Raw genomic sequence first — 18,069 nt, forward strand, 5'->3', positions numbered from 1 at the left:
TATAAACATCGCAGCGAAGAAAAGCGAAACAAGAGAATTCATTCAATATGAATTGTTTCGAGAATTATTCGAATGTGTCTGTTGTTTGAGAACTCAATAGTGTGCCAAGTTTGTTGATACCAATTGTTTTATTGATTGGTTGTTTTGGCCAGGCCTGTCCACCCCGTGGATTGGGTTTGGTTTTTACAGCTGGTTTCAAATTTTGCAGCTTTCTTCTTCCGTTATTTCCGGGGGTGTTGGTTGTGTTCGTTTTTGTTTTACTTCAACGGAGAGTTTGATCCTGGCTCAGGATGAACGCTGGCGGCGTGTTTAACACATGCAAGTCGAACGATGAACCTCACTTGTGGGGGGATTAGTGGCGAACGGGTGAGTAACACGTGAGTAACCTGCCTTTAACTCTGGGATAAGCCTGGGAAACTGGGTCTAATACCGGATATGACTCCTCATCGCATGGTGGGGGGTGGAAAGCTTTATTGTGGTTTTGGATGGACTCGCGGCCTATCAGCTTGTTGGTGAGGTAATGGCTCACCAAGGCGACGACGGGTAGCCGGCCTGAGAGGGTGACCGGCCACACTGGGACTGAGACACGGCCCAGACTCCTACGGGAGGCAGCAGTGGGGAATATTGCACAATGGGCGAAAGCCTGATGCAGCGACGCCGCGTGAGGGATGACGGCCTTCGGGTTGTAAACCTCTTTCAGTAGGGAAGAAGCGAAAGTGACGGTACCTGCAGAAGAAGCGCCGGCTAACTACGTGCCAGCAGCCGCGGTAATACGTAGGGCGCAAGCGTTATCCGGAATTATTGGGCGTAAAGAGCTCGTAGGCGGTTTGTCGCGTCTGCCGTGAAAGTCCGGGGCTCAACTCCGGATCTGCGGTGGGTACGGGCAGACTAGAGTGATGTAGGGGAGACTGGAATTCCTGGTGTAGCGGTGAAATGCGCAGATATCAGGAGGAACACCGATGGCGAAGGCAGGTCTCTGGGCATTAACTGACGCTGAGGAGCGAAAGCATGGGGAGCGAACAGGATTAGATACCCTGGTAGTCCATGCCGTAAACGTTGGGCACTAGGTGTGGGGGACATTCCACGTTTTCCGCGCCGTAGCTAACGCATTAAGTGCCCCGCCCTGGGGAGTACGGCCGCAAGGCTAAAACTCAAAGGAATTGACGGGGGCCCGCACAAGCGGCGGAGCATGCGGATTAATTCGATGCAACGCGAAGAACCTTACCAAGGCTTGACATGAACCGGTAATACCTGGAAACAGGTGCCCCGCTTGCGGTCGGTTTACAGGTGGTGCATGGTTGTCGTCAGCTCGTGTCGTGAGATGTTGGGTTAAGTCCCGCAACGAGCGCAACCCTCGTTCTATGTTGCCAGCGCGTTATGGCGGGGACTCATAGGAGACTGCCGGGGTCAACTCGGAGGAAGGTGGGGACGACGTCAAATCATCATGCCCCTTATGTCTTGGGCTTCACGCATGCTACAATGGCCGGTACAAAGGGTTGCGATACTGTGAGGTGGAGCTAATCCCAAAAAGCCGGTCTCAGTTCGGATTGGGGTCTGCAACTCGACCCCATGAAGTCGGAGTCGCTAGTAATCGCAGATCAGCAACGCTGCGGTGAATACGTTCCCGGGCCTTGTACACACCGCCCGTCAAGTCACGAAAGTTGGTAACACCCGAAGCCGGTGGCCTAACCCCTTGTGGGAGGGAGCTGTCGAAGGTGGGACTGGCGATTGGGACTAAGTCGTAACAAGGTAGCCGTACCGGAAGGTGCGGCTGGATCACCTCCTTTCTAAGGAGCACCTACAGCCACCGCGCCGGATGTACTGTCCGTGTGGTGGGGTTGTCAGGAGTATATGCCCGTTGCGCAGACGATTGTTCTGCGGCGGGTGCTCTGGGGTGGAATATCAACGGATAGCGGCTGCTTGTTTCTTTCCTTGCCTAGTACGGATGTCCTCTTGAGGGTGTCCTGGAACGGTGTGGGTTGGGGGTGGGTGGTTTAGTGTTTGGCACACTGTTGGGTCCTGAGGCAACAGGGCCGGTGGGATGTGCTGCGGCCTTTTGGGTTGTGGTGTGTTTTGTCGGGTTTGTTTGTTTCTGGTTTCCTGGCTGCATCGATCGCACGGTTGACCTTTTGGGGTTGTGTGTGGGGTGTGTGGTTTGGGGTTGTTGTTTGAGAACTACATAGTGGACGCGAGCATCTTTTATAAGAAGCAATTTCCAAGAATATATGAACCTGGATCTGTCCGGGCGTCTGTTGCTGTGGCCTTTTGGGGTTGTGGTGGTGGTGTCCGGGTGGTTTTCGTGGTTCTCTCGAAAATTAGCGTTTTGATCTTTTGTGGTCAAGTTTTTAAGAGCACACGGTGGATGCCTTGGCATTAGGAGCCGAAGAAGGACGTAGGAATCTGCGATAAGCCTGGGGGAGTCGATAACCGGACTTTGATCCCAGGGTCTCCGAATGGGGAAACCCCGCCAGGGGAGCGATCTGCCTGGTGACCCGCATCTGAACACATAGGGTGTGTGGAGGGAACGCGGGGAAGTGAAACATCTCAGTACCCGCAGGAAGAGAAAACAATAGTGATTCCGTTAGTAGTGGCGAGCGAACGCGGATCAGGCTAAACCGTTCCATGTGTGATAGCCGGCGGGCGTTGCATGGGCGGGGTTGTGGGACTTTCCGTATCAGTTCTGCCGGACTGGTGAGGTGTGATGTGCAGGCATAGGTGAACGGTCTTGAAAGGCCGGCCAGAGAGGGTGTGAGCCCCGTAACCGAAATGTTTTGTGCCGCCTGGAGAGTATCCCAAGTAGCACGGGGCCCGAGAAATCCCGTGTGAATCTGTCAGGACCACCTGATAAGCCTAAATACTCCCTAATGACCGATAGCGGACCAGTACCGTGAGGGAAAGGTGAAAAGTACCCCGGGAGGGGAGTGAAACAGTACCTGAAACCGTGTGCTTACAATCCGTCGGAGCATCTGCAGTTTGTCTGTATGGGTGTGACGGCGTGCCTTTTGAAGAATGAGCCTGCGAGTTAGTGTTACGTCGCGAGGTTAACCCGTGTGGGGAAGCCGTAGCGAAAGCGAGTCTGAATAGGGCGTTGCAGTGGCGTGATCTAGACCCGAAGCGAAGTGATCTACCCATGGCCAGGTTGAAGCGACGGTAAGACGTCGTGGAGGACCGAACCCACTTCAGTTGAAAATGGAGGGGATGAGCTGTGGGTAGGGGTGAAAGGCCAATCAAACTTCGTGATAGCTGGTTCTCCCCGAAATGCATTTAGGTGCAGCGTTGCGTGTTTCTTGCTGGAGGTAGAGCTACTGGATGGCTAATGGGCCCTACAAGGTTACTGACGTCAGCCAAACTCCGAATGCCGGTAAGTGAGAGCGCAGCAGTGAGACTGTGGGGGATAAGCTTCATAGTCGAGAGGGAAACAGCCCAGACCACCAACTAAGGCCCCTAAGCGTGTGCTAAGTGGGAAAGGATGTGGAGTTGCGAAGACAACCAGGAGGTTGGCTTAGAAGCAGCCATCCTTAAAAGAGTGCGTAATAGCTCACTGGTCAAGTGATTCCGCGCCGACAATGTAGCGGGGCTCAAGTACACCGCCGAAGTTGTGGATTTCAGATATTAGCTAAGCCGCCCTTGTGGGTTGGTTCAGGCGTCTGGAGTGGTAGGGGAGCGTCGTGTGGGCAGTGAAGTCGCGGTGTAAACCAGCGGTGGAGCCTACACGAGTGAGAATGCAGGCATGAGTAGCGAAAGACGGGTGAGAAACCCGTCCGCCGAATGATCAAGGGTTCCAGGGTCAAGCTAATCTGCCCTGGGTAAGTCGGGACCTAAGGCGAGGCCGACAGGCGTAGTCGATGGACAACGGGTTGATATTCCCGTACCGGCGAAAAACCGTCCATGTTGAACAGGGGATACTAACCGCCCGATACCTGCCCGCCCACCCTTTTGGGGTGATGTGGGTTTTGGTGGAGCGCGGGACCTGATCCTGGGAGGCAAGCGTATTAACAGGTGTGACGCAGGAAGGTAGCCAAGCCGGGCGATGGTTGTCCCGGTCTAAGGATGTAGGGCGAACGGTAGGCAAATCCGCTGTTCATGATGCCTGAGATCTGATGGGACCCCCTCACGGGGGGATTTGGTGATCCTATGCTGCCGAGAAAAGCATCGACGCGAGGTTTTAGCCGCCCGTACCCCAAACCGACACAGGTGATCAGGTAGAGAATACTAAGGCGATCGAGAGAATTATGGTTAAGGAACTCGGCAAAATGCCCCCGTAACTTCGGGAGAAGGGGGCCCCAACCTTGAACACCACATGCTGGTGGGAGGGGATCGGGGCCGCAGAGACCAGGGGGAAGCGACTGTTTACTAAAAACACAGGTCCGTGCGAAGTCGCAAGACGATGTATACGGACTGACTCCTGCCCGGTGCTGGAAGGTTAAGAGGACCGGTTAGCCTCACGGCGAAGCTGAGAATTCAAGCCCCAGTAAACGGCGGTGGTAACTATAACCATCCTAAGGTAGCGAAATTCCTTGTCGGGTAAGTTCCGACCTGCACGAATGGAGTAACGACTTCCCCGCTGTCTCAACCATAAACTCGGCGAAATTGCAGTACGAGTAAAGATGCTCGTTACGCGCAGCAGGACGGAAAGACCCCGAGACCTTTACTATAGTTTGGTATTGGTGTTCGGAGTGGCTTGTGTAGGATAGGTGGGAGACGTTGAAGCCCGGACGCCAGTTCGGGTGGAGTCATCGTTGAAATACCACTCTGGTCACTTTGGACATCTAACTTCGGCCCGTAATCCGGGTCAGGGACAGTGCCTGATGGGTAGTTTAACTGGGGCGGTTGCCTCCTAAAAAGTAACGGAGGCGCCCAAAGGTTCCCTCAGCCTGGTTGGCAATCAGGTGTCGAGTGTAAGTGCACAAGGGAGCTTGACTGTGAGAGAGACATCTCGAGCAGGGACGAAAGTCGGGACTAGTGATCCGGCGGTACATTGTGGAATGGCCGTCGCTCAACGGATAAAAGGTACCTCGGGGATAACAGGCTGATCTTGCCCAAGAGTCCATATCGACGGCATGGTTTGGCACCTCGATGTCGGCTCGTCGCATCCTGGGGCTGGAGTAGGTCCCAAGGGTTGGGCTGTTCGCCCATTAAAGCGGTACGCGAGCTGGGTTTAGAACGTCGTGAGACAGTTCGGTCCCTATCCGCTGCGCGCGCAGGAAATTTGAGAAGGGCTGTCCTTAGTACGAGAGGACCGGGACGGACGAACCTCTGGTGTGTCAGTTGTACTGCCAAGTGCACCGCTGATTAGCTACGTTCGGATGGGATAACCGCTGAAAGCATCTAAGCGGGAAGCTCGCTTCGAGATGAGATTTCCATACACCTTGTGTGTGAGAGGCCCCCAGCCAGACCACTGGGTTGATAGGCCGGATGTGGAAGCGAGGACTAACGACTCGTGAAGCTGACCGGTACTAATAGGCCGATAACTTACACCACACACCACCCCGTAAACCTATTCAAAAGAGGTTTGCAACAACGGGTGGTAAAAAGATAACAAGACTGCTTGCGTCCACTATGTGGTTCCCAAACAACAAACCCGACACGGGTTCGTTGCAGGGAACAAAAAACACAACATAATAACAACACCACACCTGCAACCAAAAGTTGCAGCAAAGCATGTTGTAACCACTGATTTCCCACACACCCCCTCGGGGTGTGACGGGTAAAAGGGTTACGGCGGTCATAGCGTGGGGGAAACGCCCGGTCCCATTCCGAACCCGGAAGCTAAGACCCACAGCGCCGATGGTACTGCACCCGGGAGGGTGTGGGAGAGTAGGTCACCGCCGGAACATCATTACAGGTCGAGAACCCCCCAACCACCAGGTTGGGGGGTTCTCCCACGTTAACCACCCAACCCACAAAACCCACCCACCCAAGACCACAATCCCGTCCAGGGAACGCCGCAGAAACTGTGCGGGCGGCCGCTGGGAGTGTGAACATTCCCACGACGGCGGCCTGGAGACGGATCCATGTCATCTGTCGGTGGGCTCTCGCCTAGAATTGACTGAGATGTACGGACTTCGAAGCGCTTGATTTCGGGTTGCGTAGGATAACGAAACACGGAACGAGCGGCTGCGATTGCGCCAGTGGTCGGCTCATAACAGGAGGAATCCCCATGGCTGAGCACAACGGCGGCAACCGCGGCGGTAACGACCGCGGTCCTTTCCGCGGCAACAACAATTCCGGCGGCGATCCGCGTGGATTTCGTTCCCGGGAAGACCGCAATTCCGAGTCTCCGAAGCGTGCGCCTGGTTCCGGTGAGCGCAAGCCCTTTAGCGGTGGTGGTGAGCGCAAGCCGTTCAGCGGTGGTGGTGAGCGCAAGCCGTTCAGCGGTGGCGGCGACCGTAAGCCGTTCGGTGGTGGCGGCGACCGTAAACCTTACGGCGACCGCGACAACAAGTCCTTCGGTGACCGTCCCCGCCGTGAGGGTGACGGTGAGCGTCGTACCTTCGGCGGTGGTGAGCGTAAGCCGTTCGGTGGTGGCGGCGACCGTAAACCTTACGGCGACCGCGACAACAAGTCCTTCGGTGACCGTCCCCGCCGTGAGGGTGACGGTGAGCGTCGTACCTTCGGCGGTGGTGAGCGTAAGCCGTTCGGTGGTGGCGGCGACCGTAAACCGTTCGGTGGTGGCGGCGACCGTAAACCGTTCGGTGGTGGCGGCGACCGTAAACCTTACGGCGACCGCGACAACAAGTCCTTCGGTGATCGACCCCGTCGTGAGGGTGACGGTGAGCGTCGTGGATTCTCCGGCAGCGACAACCGCAAGCCGTTCGGCGACCGCCAGGACCGTGCCCCACGCAGCTTCGACCGTGGAGACTCCGGCCCCCGCCAGTTCGGCGGGGAACGTGCCGAAGACCGCCCGGCCCGTGTACCCAACGCGCGCGATCTTCGCAGCGCCAACCGCCCGGACCGCGAGCGTTCGCCGGAAATCGATGAGGATGTCACAGGCAAGGAGCTCGACCGCGCTACCCAGCACCAGATCAAGACCCTTGAGGACAAGAGCGCTGAGTGGGTGGCCCGACACCTGGTAATGGCCGGACGCCTGATCGACGAAGAGCCCGAACTGGCCTTCCAGCACGCCCTCGCCGCGAGCCGGCGTGGTGGCCGCCTGGCTGCCGTCCGTGAAGCCGTCGGCCTGACCGCTTACGCGGCAGGACACTACGGCGAAGCACTGCGCGAATTCCGGACCTACCGCCGCATCAGTGGTTCGAACGTCCATCTGCCCGTGATGGCAGACTGCGAACGCGGACTGGGCCGGCCTGACCGCGCCCTCGACGTAGTGCGGTCCGAGGAAGCCAACGATCTGGACGCGCCCGGCAAAGTCGAGCTGGCCATCGTTGCCGCCGGGGCACGGTCTGACCTTGGCCAGTTGGAGGCTGCCGTGGCGGAACTTGAAATTGCCCAGTTGGACATCAACCGTGCGTTCTCCTACAGCCCAAGGCTCTTCCGGGCCTACGCAAACGCCCTGGCCGCCGTCGGCCGCGAAGATGAGGCAGCAAAATGGCAGAGGCAGGCCGTCGTGGCTGAAAATGCCTTGGGTATTGGTGCCGATGAGGAACCGGACATCGTGGACCTGGGCTGGGACGAGGAAGAGGAAGCCCGCGAGGAAGCACAGCACCGGCGCCTGTTGGAGCGCGCTGCCGCAAGTCCCGAGACCAGCGCGTCCACGCCTGCTGCCCGCTCCCAGGTAGCCTCGGACAAGACTGTCGTTGAGACCGCCGGTGTTGATGTAGCCATCGACGACGTGGAATCGGATTTCTTCGAGTCCGATGACGCCGAGTCTGACGAGGATTCCGTCGAAGCAGACGAGCTGGAAGCCGGTGACGCCAAGCAAGATGAAGAAGAGCGTGACGCCGAGCCCACCGACGCAGACGACAGCACCAACGGCAGCGATGCCCACTCTGATGGACGGGACAACTAGCAGCTATGACTGAAGTTCCACTGATTTCCCTGTTCGACGCCCTTTTGGCGGACCTGGACGGTGTGGTCTACACCGGACAGCACGCCATCCCCGGCGCCGTGGACTCGCTACGGCAACTGGAAGGTTTGGGCATTGGCCTCGGCTATGTCACCAACAATGCTTCCCGCACTCCGGCGCAGGTGGCGGCGCATCTCCGCGAACTGGGTGCGCCCGCCGACGACGAGCAGGTGGTCAGTTCCTCGCAAGCCGCGGCAGAACTCCTGGCATCGCTCTTCGCCCCCGGCGCTCGGGTGCTGATCACCGGCAGCCCCGCTCTGGCACAGGAAATCGAGCTGGTGGGACTCACTCCTGTCTACAGCCAGGATGAGAATCCGGTCGCCGTGGTCCAGGGATTCAATCCCGGGATCGGCTGGAAGGATCTGGCCGAGGCATCGTTCGTCGTGTCGGCCGGAGCCCTGTGGATCGCTACCAACACCGATATGTCCATTCCGCAGGCTCGCGGCATGGCCCCGGGAAACGGCACGCTGGTGGCAGCCGTGGCTGCCGCTACCGGACTGACTCCGAGGGTTGCCGGCAAGCCGGAGGCTCCGCTGTTCCACGCCGCCGCCAAACGGCTCGCGGCTGACCGCCCGCTGGTGGTGGGGGACCGCCTGGACACGGACATTCTCGGTGGCAACAACGCCGGGTTTGCCACGGTGGCGGTGCTGACCGGCGTCGACACCACGGCCAGCATCCTGGCCGCACGTACGGCCGAGCGTCCGGACTACATCATCAATTCCCTCAGCGACCTCCACCGTCCCTACCCGGCCGTGCACCAGACTGACGGCACACACCGCTGCGGGGCGTCCGCCGCGCGGGTCAGCGGTGACACGGTCCAGATCAGCGGCAGCGAGAGCGACCTGGATTCGTGGCGGGCCGCTTGCGCCGCCTGGTGGACTGCGGTTCCTGACGCCGCGCGGCCCACCGAGCCTAAACTCGAGTGGCGCGATCATTAGACTGGCCCGATGACTGAGCTGAACGAAGCGCATCATCCGGAAGCAGCCCAGCCAATGCCGGAATGGCCGGACGCAGCTGCACCGGCAACCACCGATCCGTCCATTGCGGCCCTTGTGGCCGCACTGGGCGGCGTCGAAAAGTTGCCCGTATCGGAGCATGAAGCTGTTTACAGCGACCTCCACGATGCCCTGCTGCACGCGTTGAACGAAGAGGCCCCAAACGGCGAAGGAGAAGCTTGAGCATGGCACGACTTGACCAGGCGCTTGTCGCCCGCGGCCTGGCCAGGTCCCGGACCCATGCTGCATCGCTGATTGCCGAAGGCAAGGTGAGCTCGGCCGGCCAGGTTCTGTCCAAGGCGTCACTCCAGGTCGACGACGGCAAGGACCTGTCGGTCGAGCACACGGAAGCGGACAGCTACGTCAGCCGGGCCGGGCACAAGCTGGCGGGCGCTCTGGACGTCTTCCCGGAGATTACGGTTGCGGGCAAAAGGTGCCTGGACGCCGGGGCCTCCACCGGCGGCTTCACCGAGGTGCTGCTGCGGCGCGGTGCGGCACACGTGGTGGCGGTCGACGTCGGCCATGACCAGCTGGTCGCGCAGCTCCGCGCCGATGACCGGGTAGCCGTTCATGAGGGCCTCAACGTACGGTACATGGCGCCAGCGGACATCGGCGGACAGGCCGAACTCACGGTGGCCGACCTCTCGTTCATCTCGCTGACCCTTGTTGTCCTGCCCCTGGCGCTGTGCACGCAGCCGGGCGGTGACCTGGTGCTGATGGTGAAGCCCCAGTTCGAGATCGGCAAGGACCGGCTGGGCCGCACCGGCGTGGTCACCTCCGAGCGCGAACGCCGGATGGCCGTGGAAAAAGTGGCCAATGCAGCGCTCGACGCCGGACTGGACTTACGCGGCTTAGCGGCCAGCCCCCTGCCGGGCCAGGACGGAAACGTCGAATACTTCCTGTGGATAAAGCGCAGGATGGCCCAAGAACTGCCTAAGATCGAAGAGCGCCCCGCAGCCATTGACGGTTTGCTGGGCCGAATCTGGCCGAACCACTAGAAAGCGGAACCCGATGAGCAGGCGAGTACTTGTCCTTGCCCACACTGGCCGCGAGGAATCACTGAAGGCCGCTTGGGAAGCCTGCGCCCAACTGCATGACTCCGGCATTGTCCCGGTCATGCAGGAGTCTGAACTTCGTGACATGGAAAGATTCTTCGGGCAACTTACCCAGCCGGTGGAGATCCTGCACGACCACGTACAGTTGCCGGACGTTGAGCTGGTAATGGTCCTGGGCGGTGACGGCACCATCCTGCGCGCCGCAGAGCTGGTGCGCGAGGTGGACGTTCCCTTGCTGGGCGTCAACCTTGGCCACGTCGGCTTCCTGGCCGAAAGCGAGCGGGCGGACCTGGCGCAAACGGTGGAATGGATTGCCCGCCGCGACTATACGGTGGAAGAACGCATGACCATCGACGTCCAGGTCTGGGTCCGCGGCCAGAAAATCTGGCACACCTGGGCCCTGAATGAGGCCGCGATCGAAAAAGGCAACCGCGAACGCATGATCGAAGTGGTGACCGAAGTGGACGAGCGTCCGCTGACTTCCTTCGGCTGCGACGGTGTGGTGGTGGCCACCCCCACAGGATCCACCGCGTACGCGTTCTCCGCCGGCGGGCCCGTCGTCTGGCCGGAGGTGGAGGCCCTGGTGATCGTGCCCATCAGCGCCCACGCGCTCTTCGCCAAACCGCTGGTGGTATCGCCTCGGTCCCGGCTGGCCGTGGAAGTCCTCACCCGCACCGGTGCCCAGGGCGTGCTCTGGTGTGATGGCCGGCGTTCCGTGGATTTGCCGCCCGGCGCCCGCATTGAAGTGACCAAGTCCGCCACGCCGGTCCGGCTGGCCAGGACGCACCAGACGCCCTTTTCAGCGCGGCTGGTCCGCAAATTTGAACTTCCCATCCATGGCTGGCGCGGGCCCGTGCCGCAGTCGGAGACCATCCACACCGGACCCATTCCGATCGTCCGGACGCCGCGGCCCATGCCGCCGCTCCAGCTTGCCTCCGGCGACCAGCCGGAGGACGAAACCGATTCCGCGACCGCAAAGTGAACCATGCTTGAAGAACTGAGAATCCGCGATCTGGGCGTCATCACCGATGCCACGCTGCCGCTGGGCCCCGGGCTGAGCGTCGTTACCGGCGAAACCGGTGCCGGCAAAACGATGGTGGTCACCGCCGTCGGCCTCCTGCTCGGGGCGCGGTCCGATGCCGGGGCGGTCCGGAGCGGCGCGAAGAGCGCCACTGCGGAGGCTGTCCTCAAGCTTGACGCCGGGCATCCGGCGATTGCCCGGGCCGTGGAAGCGGGTGCCGACGTGGAGGAGTTCGACGGCGGCGCCGAGCTCATCCTTGCGCGTCGCCTCGGTGCCGACGGGCGCAGCCGGGCCTTCCTGGGCGGGCGGGCAGCCCCGGTGGGCGTCCTGGCGGAGATTGGAGAAACCCTCGTGGTGGTCCACGGCCAGTCGGACCAGATCAGGCTGAAAGGCGCAGCCGCACAGCGCGGCGCGCTGGACAAATTTGCCGGCGATGCGCTGGCGGGCCCAATGACCTCCTACCAGTCGCTCTACAGCCATTGGAAGGCCAGCCAGGCGGAGCTGGAAACTCTGCGCAGCGCCGCCCGCGACAGGCTCCGCGAGGCCGAATCGCTGGAAGTTGCCCTGGCCGAAATCAGCACCGTGGATCCGCAGCCGGGGGAGGACGAGTCCCTCAAAGCCGAGGCCGTGAAACTGGCCAACGTCGAAGAGCTCAGGATTGCCGCGAACACGGCGCACCAGGCGCTTATCGCGGAGGATTACGGTGACTCAGGTGATGCCACCACCCTCGTGGACGTGGCGAAAAGAACCCTGGAGTACGTGGCCGAGCACGACGCCGAGCTGGGGTCCGCCGCAACGCGGTTGGCCGAAGTGGGCTTTCTACTCAACGACATCGCTACGGAGCTGGCCAGCTACCAGGCCGGCCTGGACTCGGAGGGCCCCGAACGCCTGGCCGAGATCGAGGACCGGCGGTCCGCCCTGGCCACCCTGGTCCGCAAGTATGCCCCCAGCATCGACGAAGTCCTGGTGTGGGCGGAAAATGCCCGGGTCCGTTTCGACGAGCTGCAGGACGACTCCACCAGGATCGAAGCCCTGGATGCCGACGTACTCCGGACCGAAGCGGAACTGCAGAAGCAGGCAGCCGCCGTCAGCAAAATCCGGGCCAAAGCTGCCAAGGACCTGTCCGCCCGGGTCAGCGGGGAGCTGAAGGCACTCGCCATGGCCGACGCCACCCTGCTCATCACCCGTGACGCGGCCGGTCAGTTGACACAGCATGGAGCGGACGAGATTACGTTCCTCCTCCAGCCGCACTCCGGAGCCCCGGCCCGTCCGCTGGGCAAGGGCGCCTCCGGCGGCGAACTGTCCCGCGTGATGCTGGCCATCGAAGTGGTGCTGGCCGCAGTGGATCCGGTGCCCACTTTTGTGTTCGATGAGGTGGACGCCGGCGTCGGCGGGCGCGCCGCCGTCGAGATCGGACGCCGGCTGGCCATGCTGGCACAGCACGTTCAGGTCCTGGTGGTCACGCACCTGCCGCAGGTGGCAGCTTTCGCGGACCAGCACATCACCGTCACCAAGACATCCGTCAGAGGGTCCGACGGCGGTACCGCCACCGGCTTCACGTCCAGTGATGTTCGCCTCCTCGACGGTCCCGAGCGCGTGCGGGAACTCGCCCGGATGCTGGCCGGCCAGGAGGATTCAGAATCGGCCCAGGCGCACGCCCAGGAGCTGCTGGACGACGCAAAAATGCTGCCGCAGCGGGCCTGACCGCGGCTGCCCCTTGATCGGAGGGCGCCTTGCCCTGCACACTGGATCATTTGGGGAGACAGTTCCTGATCGGGGAAAGGCTCAATTGATGATAGGCTCGAATTCCGTGGTGCAGCGATCAAATTCCCGTGTAAATTCCCGGTTCCCGGGCTCGTCCAAGACGACCAAACACATCTTCGTAACCGGTGGTGTGGCGTCCTCGCTCGGTAAGGGACTGACGGCTTCGAGCCTCGGTCACCTCCTGCGAGCACGCGGCCTGTCTGTAACTATGCAGAAGCTCGATCCTTACCTGAACGTGGATCCGGGCACGATGAACCCCTTCCAGCACGGCGAGGTCTTCGTCACTGACGACGGCGCCGAGACGGACCTGGACATCGGGCACTACGAGCGGTTCCTCGACGAAAACCTCGAGGGTTCAGCCAACGTGACCACCGGCCAGGTCTACTCCACGGTGATCGCCAAGGAACGCCGCGGCGAATACCTCGGCGACACCGTCCAGGTCATCCCGCACATTACCGATGAGATCAAGCGGCGGATGCGGCTTCCGGCCGAAGGCAAAAACGCGCCGGACGTCATCATCACCGAAATCGGCGGCACCGTCGGCGACATCGAGTCGCAGCCCTTCCTCGAGTCAGCCCGCCAGGTCCGCCAGGACATCGGCCGCGGCAACGTCTTCTTCGTCCACGTCTCCCTGGTGCCCTACATCGGGCCCTCCCAGGAACTGAAGACCAAACCGACGCAGCACTCCGTGGCGGCCCTGCGCTCTATCGGCATCCAGCCTGAGGCAATCGTGATCCGCTCGGACCGCGAAGTACCCGAACCGATGCGCGCCAAGATCGGCCGCATGTGCGATGTCGATATCGAGGCCGTCATCGGATGCCCGGATGCCCCCAGCATCTACGACATCCCCAAGACCCTGCACACCCAGGGACTGGACTCCTACATCGTCCGAGCCCTGGACCTGCCGTTCAAGGACGTTGACTGGACCAGTTGGGACAAGCTGCTCGAAGCAGTCCACAACCCCAAGCACCACGTGGAAATCGCGCTGGTGGGCAAGTACATCGACCTGCCGGACGCTTACCTGTCCGTGACCGAGGCCCTGCGTGCCGGCGGCTTCGCCAACGACACCAAGGTCAAGATCCGCTGGGTACCGTCAGATGAGTGCGAAACCCATGAAGGCGCCGTGGCGTCCCTGGACGGCGTGGACGCCATCTGCGTTCCCGGCGGCTTCGGCATCCGCGGCCTCGAAGGCAAGCTGGGCGCCCTGAAGTACGCCCGTGAAACCAGGCTGCCGGTCCTGGGCCTGTGCCTGGGCCTGCAGTGCATGGTGATCGAATATGCACGCAACGTGGTGGGCCTGGAAGGCGCGTCCTCGAGCGAGTTCGAACCGGATTCGAAGTACCCGGTGATCGCCACCATGGAAGAGCAGCTGGACATCGTGGACGGCAAGGGCGATCTTGGCGGCACCATGCGCCTGGGCCTGTACGAAGCCAAGCTCGACGACGGCTCGGTGATCGCAGAGACCTACGGCAAGACCACGGTCAGCGAACGGCACCGGCACCGCTACGAGGTCAACAACAAGTACCGCGACCAGATCGCCGCCGAGGGCCTCGTGTTCTCCGGAACGTCGCCGGACGGCAAGCTCGTGGAATTCGTTGAGCTGCCCCGCGAGGTCCACCCGTTCTACGTGGCAACCCAGGCGCACCCCGAACTGAGCTCGCGGCCCACGCGGCCGCACCCGCTCTTCGCCGGGCTCATTAAGGCCGCCCTGGACCACCAGAACGCACAGGACGCGCCGGCAGCCAAGCCGTTGCGTACGGTTGCCGCGAAATAGAACCGACTAAGCAGAGGACGGCGCGATGCCCGGCACACCTGAAACCCCCCTAGCTGCATGGCAGGTTTCGGATGCACCGAGCCCGCGCCGTCTTCTGTCTACGGAGAAGGTCTATAAAGGCCGGATCTGGGATGTGGTCAGCGACAGCTTCCAGCTGAGCGAGACGGGGGAGTCCCTGACGCGCGACTACATCGACCATCCTGGCGCCGTGGCCGTCCTGCCCATGAACGACGCTGGTGAGGTTCTGCTGATCAGGCAGTACCGGCACCCCGTGGGTATGGACCTGTGGGAAATTCCTGCCGGCCTTCTGGACGTGGAAGGCGAGGATTTTGTGGCCGGGGCTGCCCGCGAACTCGCCGAGGAGGCGGACCTTGCGGCCGGCGAATGGAATGTCCTGGTGGACTTCTTCAATTCGCCCGGCTCCTCCAGCGAGGCCATCCGCATCTACCTCGCCCGCGGCCTCACTGAGGTGCCTCACCACGAACGCCACGAGCGGACCGATGAGGAAGCCGAAATTGAATTCCACTGGATCGCTTTGGACGACGCCGTGGCCGCGGTCCTGGAAGGCAGGCTGCACAACCCGTCCGCCGTCGTCGGAATCCTGGCAGCCGCCGCGGCGAAGGCTGACGGCTTTGCGGGGCTGCGTCCCGCGGATGCATCCTGGCCTGCGCACCCCAGCCAGCGGTGATGACGCCGACTGCTGAGGCAGAAGCCCCGGCACCGCCCGTGCGGCCACAGACGGCCATCGACGGCGCCATCACCGAGTATCTGCAGCATATGGGCGTGGAACGCGGCCTGGCCGCCAACACACTCTCCGCCTACCGCCGTGACGTGGCGCGGTACTCCCGCTACGTGACCTCGGAGGGTTGCCACAGCCCCGGCCAGATCACCCGCCACCACGTGACGGGGTTCGTCATGGCCCTCAACGACGGATCCGACGGCGGCACAGCCCTGGGCGTCAGGTCTGCCGCCAGGACCGTGGTGGCGGTCCGGGGGCTCCACAAGTTCTGGGCCCTGGAGGGGATCACCACGACGGACCCCGCCAGCGACGTCCACCCGCCGATGCCGGGCAAGCGGCTGCCCAAGGCCATCAGCGTGGACGAAGTCACCCGGATCCTTGAAGCCGCAGGCGAGGACACCGCCACAGGGCTCAGGGACCGCGCCCTGCTCGAATTTCTCTATTCCACCGGGGCACGGATCAGCGAGGCCGTGGGCCTGGACGTAGATGACATTGCCCTGCAGGACGCCGAAGCCGGTCCCGCCGTGGTCCGCCTGTTCGGCAAGGGATCCAAGGAACGGCTGGTGCCGCTGGGATCCTATGGGGCAAGGGCTGTGGACGCCTACCTGGTCCGCGGACGTCCGTTGCTGGCGGCGAAGGGCAAGGGGACTCCCGCCCTGTTCCTGAACGCCCGCGGCGGAAGGATCAGCCGGCAAAGCGCCTGGACCATCCTGAAGGCGGCCGCGGATAAAGCCAACATCACGAAGGATGTCTCCCCGCACACACTGCGGCACTCCTTCGCGACGCACCTGCTCGAAGGCGGCGCGGATGTCCGCGTGGTGCAGGAGCTGCTGGGGCACGCCTCGGTCACCACAACGCAGGTTTACACCCTGGTCACCGCTGACACGCTCAGGGAAATTTACGCAGCAGCCCACCCCCGGGCGCTGGGCTGACGTCTGGGGTCAGGCTATAAGGTTGTGGGCATGACGTTTACCCCTGTCACGTTGTGCTTCCTCACCCGTGAGTCCGCCGGTGTGCCACAGGTCCTGCTTGGCCTGAAGAAGACCGGCTTCGGCCGCGGCAAGGTGGTGGGGCTCGGCGGGCATGTTGAGCCGGGGGAGACGGATGAAGAGGCTGCCTGCCGTGAAGTCCACGAGGAAGCCGGCATTGTGGTCCGGCAGGAGGATCTGCGCGACGCCGGTGTAGTGGCCTTCGATTTCCCGTTCAGCCCGGAATGGAACATGAGCACCCGGCTCTTTGTCGCCGCGCGTTGGACCGGGCAGCCGGCCGAAAGTGCCGAGATCCGGCCGGAATGGTTCGACGTCGGCGCCTTGCCGGTTGACCGGATGTGGCAGGACGCAGCGCACTGGCTGCCGCTGGTCCTTGGCGGCTCCAGGCTGCGCCTCACCATAGTCCTTAATCCGGACAACGAAACCGTCCGCGAAGTGCTGGACTCCTCGAGCCGCTGAGTTTTTGTCCACTTATCGCCGTTTTAGGGCCCGGTTGGGCCCACGCCGGCGAGGGACCCGAGCCGAGCTTGCGAGGTTTGGGAGCCGGTGGGGAGGATCAGGGTACGTGCCGTTCTTCCGGTCCGTTGTACTCGCTCAGCGGGCGGATCAGGGAGTTGCTGGCTGCCTGTTCCATGATGTGGGCGGTCCACCCGGTGATGCGGCTGGCCACAAACAGGGGAGTGAACGTGGCAGTGTCGAAGCCCATCAGGTGGTAGGTGGGGCCGGCCGGGTAGTCGAGGTTCGGTTTGATGGCCTTAGCCTCGTCCATGGCCTGCTCGAGGCCGTTGTACAGCCCCAGCAGTTCAGGGCGGCCGTAGTGGGCGATCATCTTGTCCAGCGCGGCCTTCATGGTGGGGACGCGGGAGTCCCCGTGCTTGTAGACGCGGTGGCCGAAGCCCATGACCTTTTTCTTTTGGGCCAGGGCGTCCTTCATCCAGGCCTTGGCCCGGGTGGCGGCTTCGTCCAGTGATTCCTCGGCCCGGATGCCGATCTCGTCGAAGGTGTGCATCACGGCCTCGTTGGCGCCGCCGTGCAGTGGGCCCTTGAGTGCGCCGATCGCACCGGTCACTGCCGAGTGCAGGTCGGACAGGCTGGAGGTGATGACCCGGGCGGTGAAGGTGGAGGCGTTGAAGGAGTGCTCGGCGTACAGGATCATCGAGACGTTGAAGGCGTCCACAACTTCCGGGACCTGGTCTTCGCCGAACGCCATCCACAGGAAGTTTTCCGAGTAGCCCAGGTCGTCGCGGGGCTCAACGACTTCCTGGCCGCGCCGGCGTCGCTGGTCGTAGGCTACAACGGCGGGCATGGCGGCGAAGAGATCCACGGCCTTGGCCATGTTGGCCTCGGGTGAGGAGTCTTCGGCCAGAGGGTGCCGGGCGCCCATGACAGAGGCCGCGGTCCGGCAGACATCCATCGGGTGGGCGCTGGTGGGAATTGTGTCGACGATCTGCTTTACCACGGGATCAAGGGCTCTGCCGGCGCGCTCGCGGGCAGAGAACGCGGAGAGCTCATCGGGGGTGGGCAGTTCGCCGTTCCACAAGAGGAATGCCACTTCCTCGAAGCTGCATTTGGCGGCGAGCTCCTGGACGGGATAGCCGCGGTACAGTAGCGAATTGGTGTCCGGGTTGACCTTCGAAACCGCGGTGTAGTCCACCACGACGCCGGCCAGGCCCTTCTTGATATCAACAGCTTCCATGCTGTCCTCCTTC

The 18,069-nt window shown here is 62.1% G+C and carries 11 protein-coding genes and 3 rRNA genes; 13 read left to right on the forward strand and 1 reads right to left on the reverse strand.

Translation table 11 applies throughout. The annotated features are described in order from the left end of the window. Positions 1 to 262 precede the first annotated feature (262 nt). From ACQCS0_RS08760 to ACQCS0_RS08820, 13 genes are all read left to right on the forward strand, one after another. Positions 263 to 1,787, forward strand: a 16S ribosomal RNA gene (locus ACQCS0_RS08760). Positions 1,788 to 2,335: 548 nt separating this feature from the next. Continuing rightward, positions 2,336 to 5,481, forward strand: a 23S ribosomal RNA gene (locus tag ACQCS0_RS08765). Positions 5,482 to 5,717: 236 nt separating this feature from the next. Continuing rightward, positions 5,718 to 5,834, forward strand: a 5S ribosomal RNA gene (gene rrf / locus ACQCS0_RS08770). Together the 16S, 23S and 5S rRNA genes form the textbook arrangement of a ribosomal RNA operon. A gap of 326 nt (positions 5,835 to 6,160) precedes the next feature. Beyond that, positions 6,161 to 7,966, forward strand: coding sequence for a hypothetical protein (locus ACQCS0_RS08775; protein ID WP_426940186.1), 1,806 nt, complete (start codon positions 6,161 to 6,163; stop codon positions 7,964 to 7,966). Positions 7,967 to 7,971: 5 nt separating this feature from the next. Then, complete coding sequence (locus ACQCS0_RS08780) at positions 7,972 to 8,961, forward strand: HAD-IIA family hydrolase (RefSeq protein ID WP_354154410.1); 990 nt, start codon at positions 7,972 to 7,974, stop codon at positions 8,959 to 8,961. A gap of 9 nt (positions 8,962 to 8,970) precedes the next feature. Beyond that, positions 8,971 to 9,201, forward strand: coding sequence for a hypothetical protein (locus tag ACQCS0_RS08785; RefSeq protein ID WP_354154409.1), 231 nt, complete (start codon positions 8,971 to 8,973; stop codon positions 9,199 to 9,201). A 2-nt stretch (positions 9,202 to 9,203) separates the two neighbouring features. Then, positions 9,204 to 10,016: a TlyA family RNA methyltransferase gene (locus ACQCS0_RS08790; RefSeq protein WP_354154408.1), complete on the forward strand. Its 813-nt coding sequence runs from the start codon at positions 9,204 to 9,206 to the stop codon at positions 10,014 to 10,016. 13 nt (positions 10,017 to 10,029) lie between these two features. Beyond that, the gene (locus tag ACQCS0_RS08795; protein WP_354154407.1) at positions 10,030 to 11,055 is read left to right on the forward strand and encodes an NAD kinase; all 1,026 of its coding nucleotides are present in this window, start codon (positions 10,030 to 10,032) and stop codon (positions 11,053 to 11,055) included. A 3-nt stretch (positions 11,056 to 11,058) separates the two neighbouring features. Beyond that, the gene (gene recN / locus ACQCS0_RS08800; RefSeq protein WP_354154406.1) at positions 11,059 to 12,798 is read left to right on the forward strand and encodes a DNA repair protein RecN; all 1,740 of its coding nucleotides are present in this window, start codon (positions 11,059 to 11,061) and stop codon (positions 12,796 to 12,798) included. A gap of 88 nt (positions 12,799 to 12,886) precedes the next feature. Then, positions 12,887 to 14,632: a CTP synthase gene (locus ACQCS0_RS08805; RefSeq protein ID WP_282330558.1), complete on the forward strand. Its 1,746-nt coding sequence runs from the start codon at positions 12,887 to 12,889 to the stop codon at positions 14,630 to 14,632. Between the two features lie 25 nt (positions 14,633 to 14,657). Further along, complete coding sequence (locus ACQCS0_RS08810; RefSeq protein WP_354154405.1) at positions 14,658 to 15,320, forward strand: NUDIX hydrolase; 663 nt, start codon at positions 14,658 to 14,660, stop codon at positions 15,318 to 15,320. Then, complete coding sequence (gene xerD, locus ACQCS0_RS08815) at positions 15,320 to 16,303, forward strand: site-specific tyrosine recombinase XerD (RefSeq protein ID WP_354154404.1); 984 nt, start codon at positions 15,320 to 15,322, stop codon at positions 16,301 to 16,303. Before ACQCS0_RS08810 ends, xerD begins: the two co-directional genes overlap by 1 nt. 30 nt (positions 16,304 to 16,333) lie before the next feature. Beyond that, positions 16,334 to 16,819 (forward strand): 8-oxo-dGTP diphosphatase, encoded by a 486-nt coding sequence (locus ACQCS0_RS08820; RefSeq protein WP_354154403.1) that lies wholly within the window; start codon positions 16,334 to 16,336, stop codon positions 16,817 to 16,819. Positions 16,820 to 16,916: 97 nt separating this feature from the next. Here the strand turns inward: ACQCS0_RS08820 and ACQCS0_RS08825 are convergent, their stop codons facing one another. Further along, the gene (locus ACQCS0_RS08825) at positions 16,917 to 18,056 is read right to left on the reverse strand and encodes a bifunctional 2-methylcitrate synthase/citrate synthase (RefSeq protein ID WP_354154402.1); all 1,140 of its coding nucleotides are present in this window, start codon (positions 18,054 to 18,056) and stop codon (positions 16,917 to 16,919) included. Between the last annotated feature and the right edge of the window lie 13 nt (positions 18,057 to 18,069).

This window comes from Pseudarthrobacter sp. S6 (assembly GCF_050156575.1).
Lineage (GTDB): Bacteria > Actinomycetota > Actinomycetes > Actinomycetales > Micrococcaceae > Arthrobacter.

Coding starts and splice junctions, on each gene's coding strand:
- ACQCS0_RS08795 (WP_354154407.1), top strand. CDS start 10,030: ATGAGCAGGCGAGTACTTGTCCTTGCCCACACTGGCCGCGAGGAATCA.
- ACQCS0_RS08785 (WP_354154409.1), top strand. CDS start 8,971: ATGACTGAGCTGAACGAAGCGCATCATCCGGAAGCAGCCCAGCCAATG.
- ACQCS0_RS08820 (WP_354154403.1), top strand. CDS start 16,334: ATGACGTTTACCCCTGTCACGTTGTGCTTCCTCACCCGTGAGTCCGCC.
- ACQCS0_RS08810 (WP_354154405.1), top strand. CDS start 14,658: ATGCCCGGCACACCTGAAACCCCCCTAGCTGCATGGCAGGTTTCGGAT.
- recN (WP_354154406.1), top strand. CDS start 11,059: ATGCTTGAAGAACTGAGAATCCGCGATCTGGGCGTCATCACCGATGCC.
- ACQCS0_RS08780 (WP_354154410.1), top strand. CDS start 7,972: ATGACTGAAGTTCCACTGATTTCCCTGTTCGACGCCCTTTTGGCGGAC.
- ACQCS0_RS08805 (WP_282330558.1), top strand. CDS start 12,887: ATGATAGGCTCGAATTCCGTGGTGCAGCGATCAAATTCCCGTGTAAAT.
- ACQCS0_RS08825 (WP_354154402.1), bottom strand. CDS start 18,056: ATGGAAGCTGTTGATATCAAGAAGGGCCTGGCCGGCGTCGTGGTGGAC.
- ACQCS0_RS08790 (WP_354154408.1), top strand. CDS start 9,204: ATGGCACGACTTGACCAGGCGCTTGTCGCCCGCGGCCTGGCCAGGTCC.
- ACQCS0_RS08775 (WP_426940186.1), top strand. CDS start 6,161: ATGGCTGAGCACAACGGCGGCAACCGCGGCGGTAACGACCGCGGTCCT.
- xerD (WP_354154404.1), top strand. CDS start 15,320: ATGACGCCGACTGCTGAGGCAGAAGCCCCGGCACCGCCCGTGCGGCCA.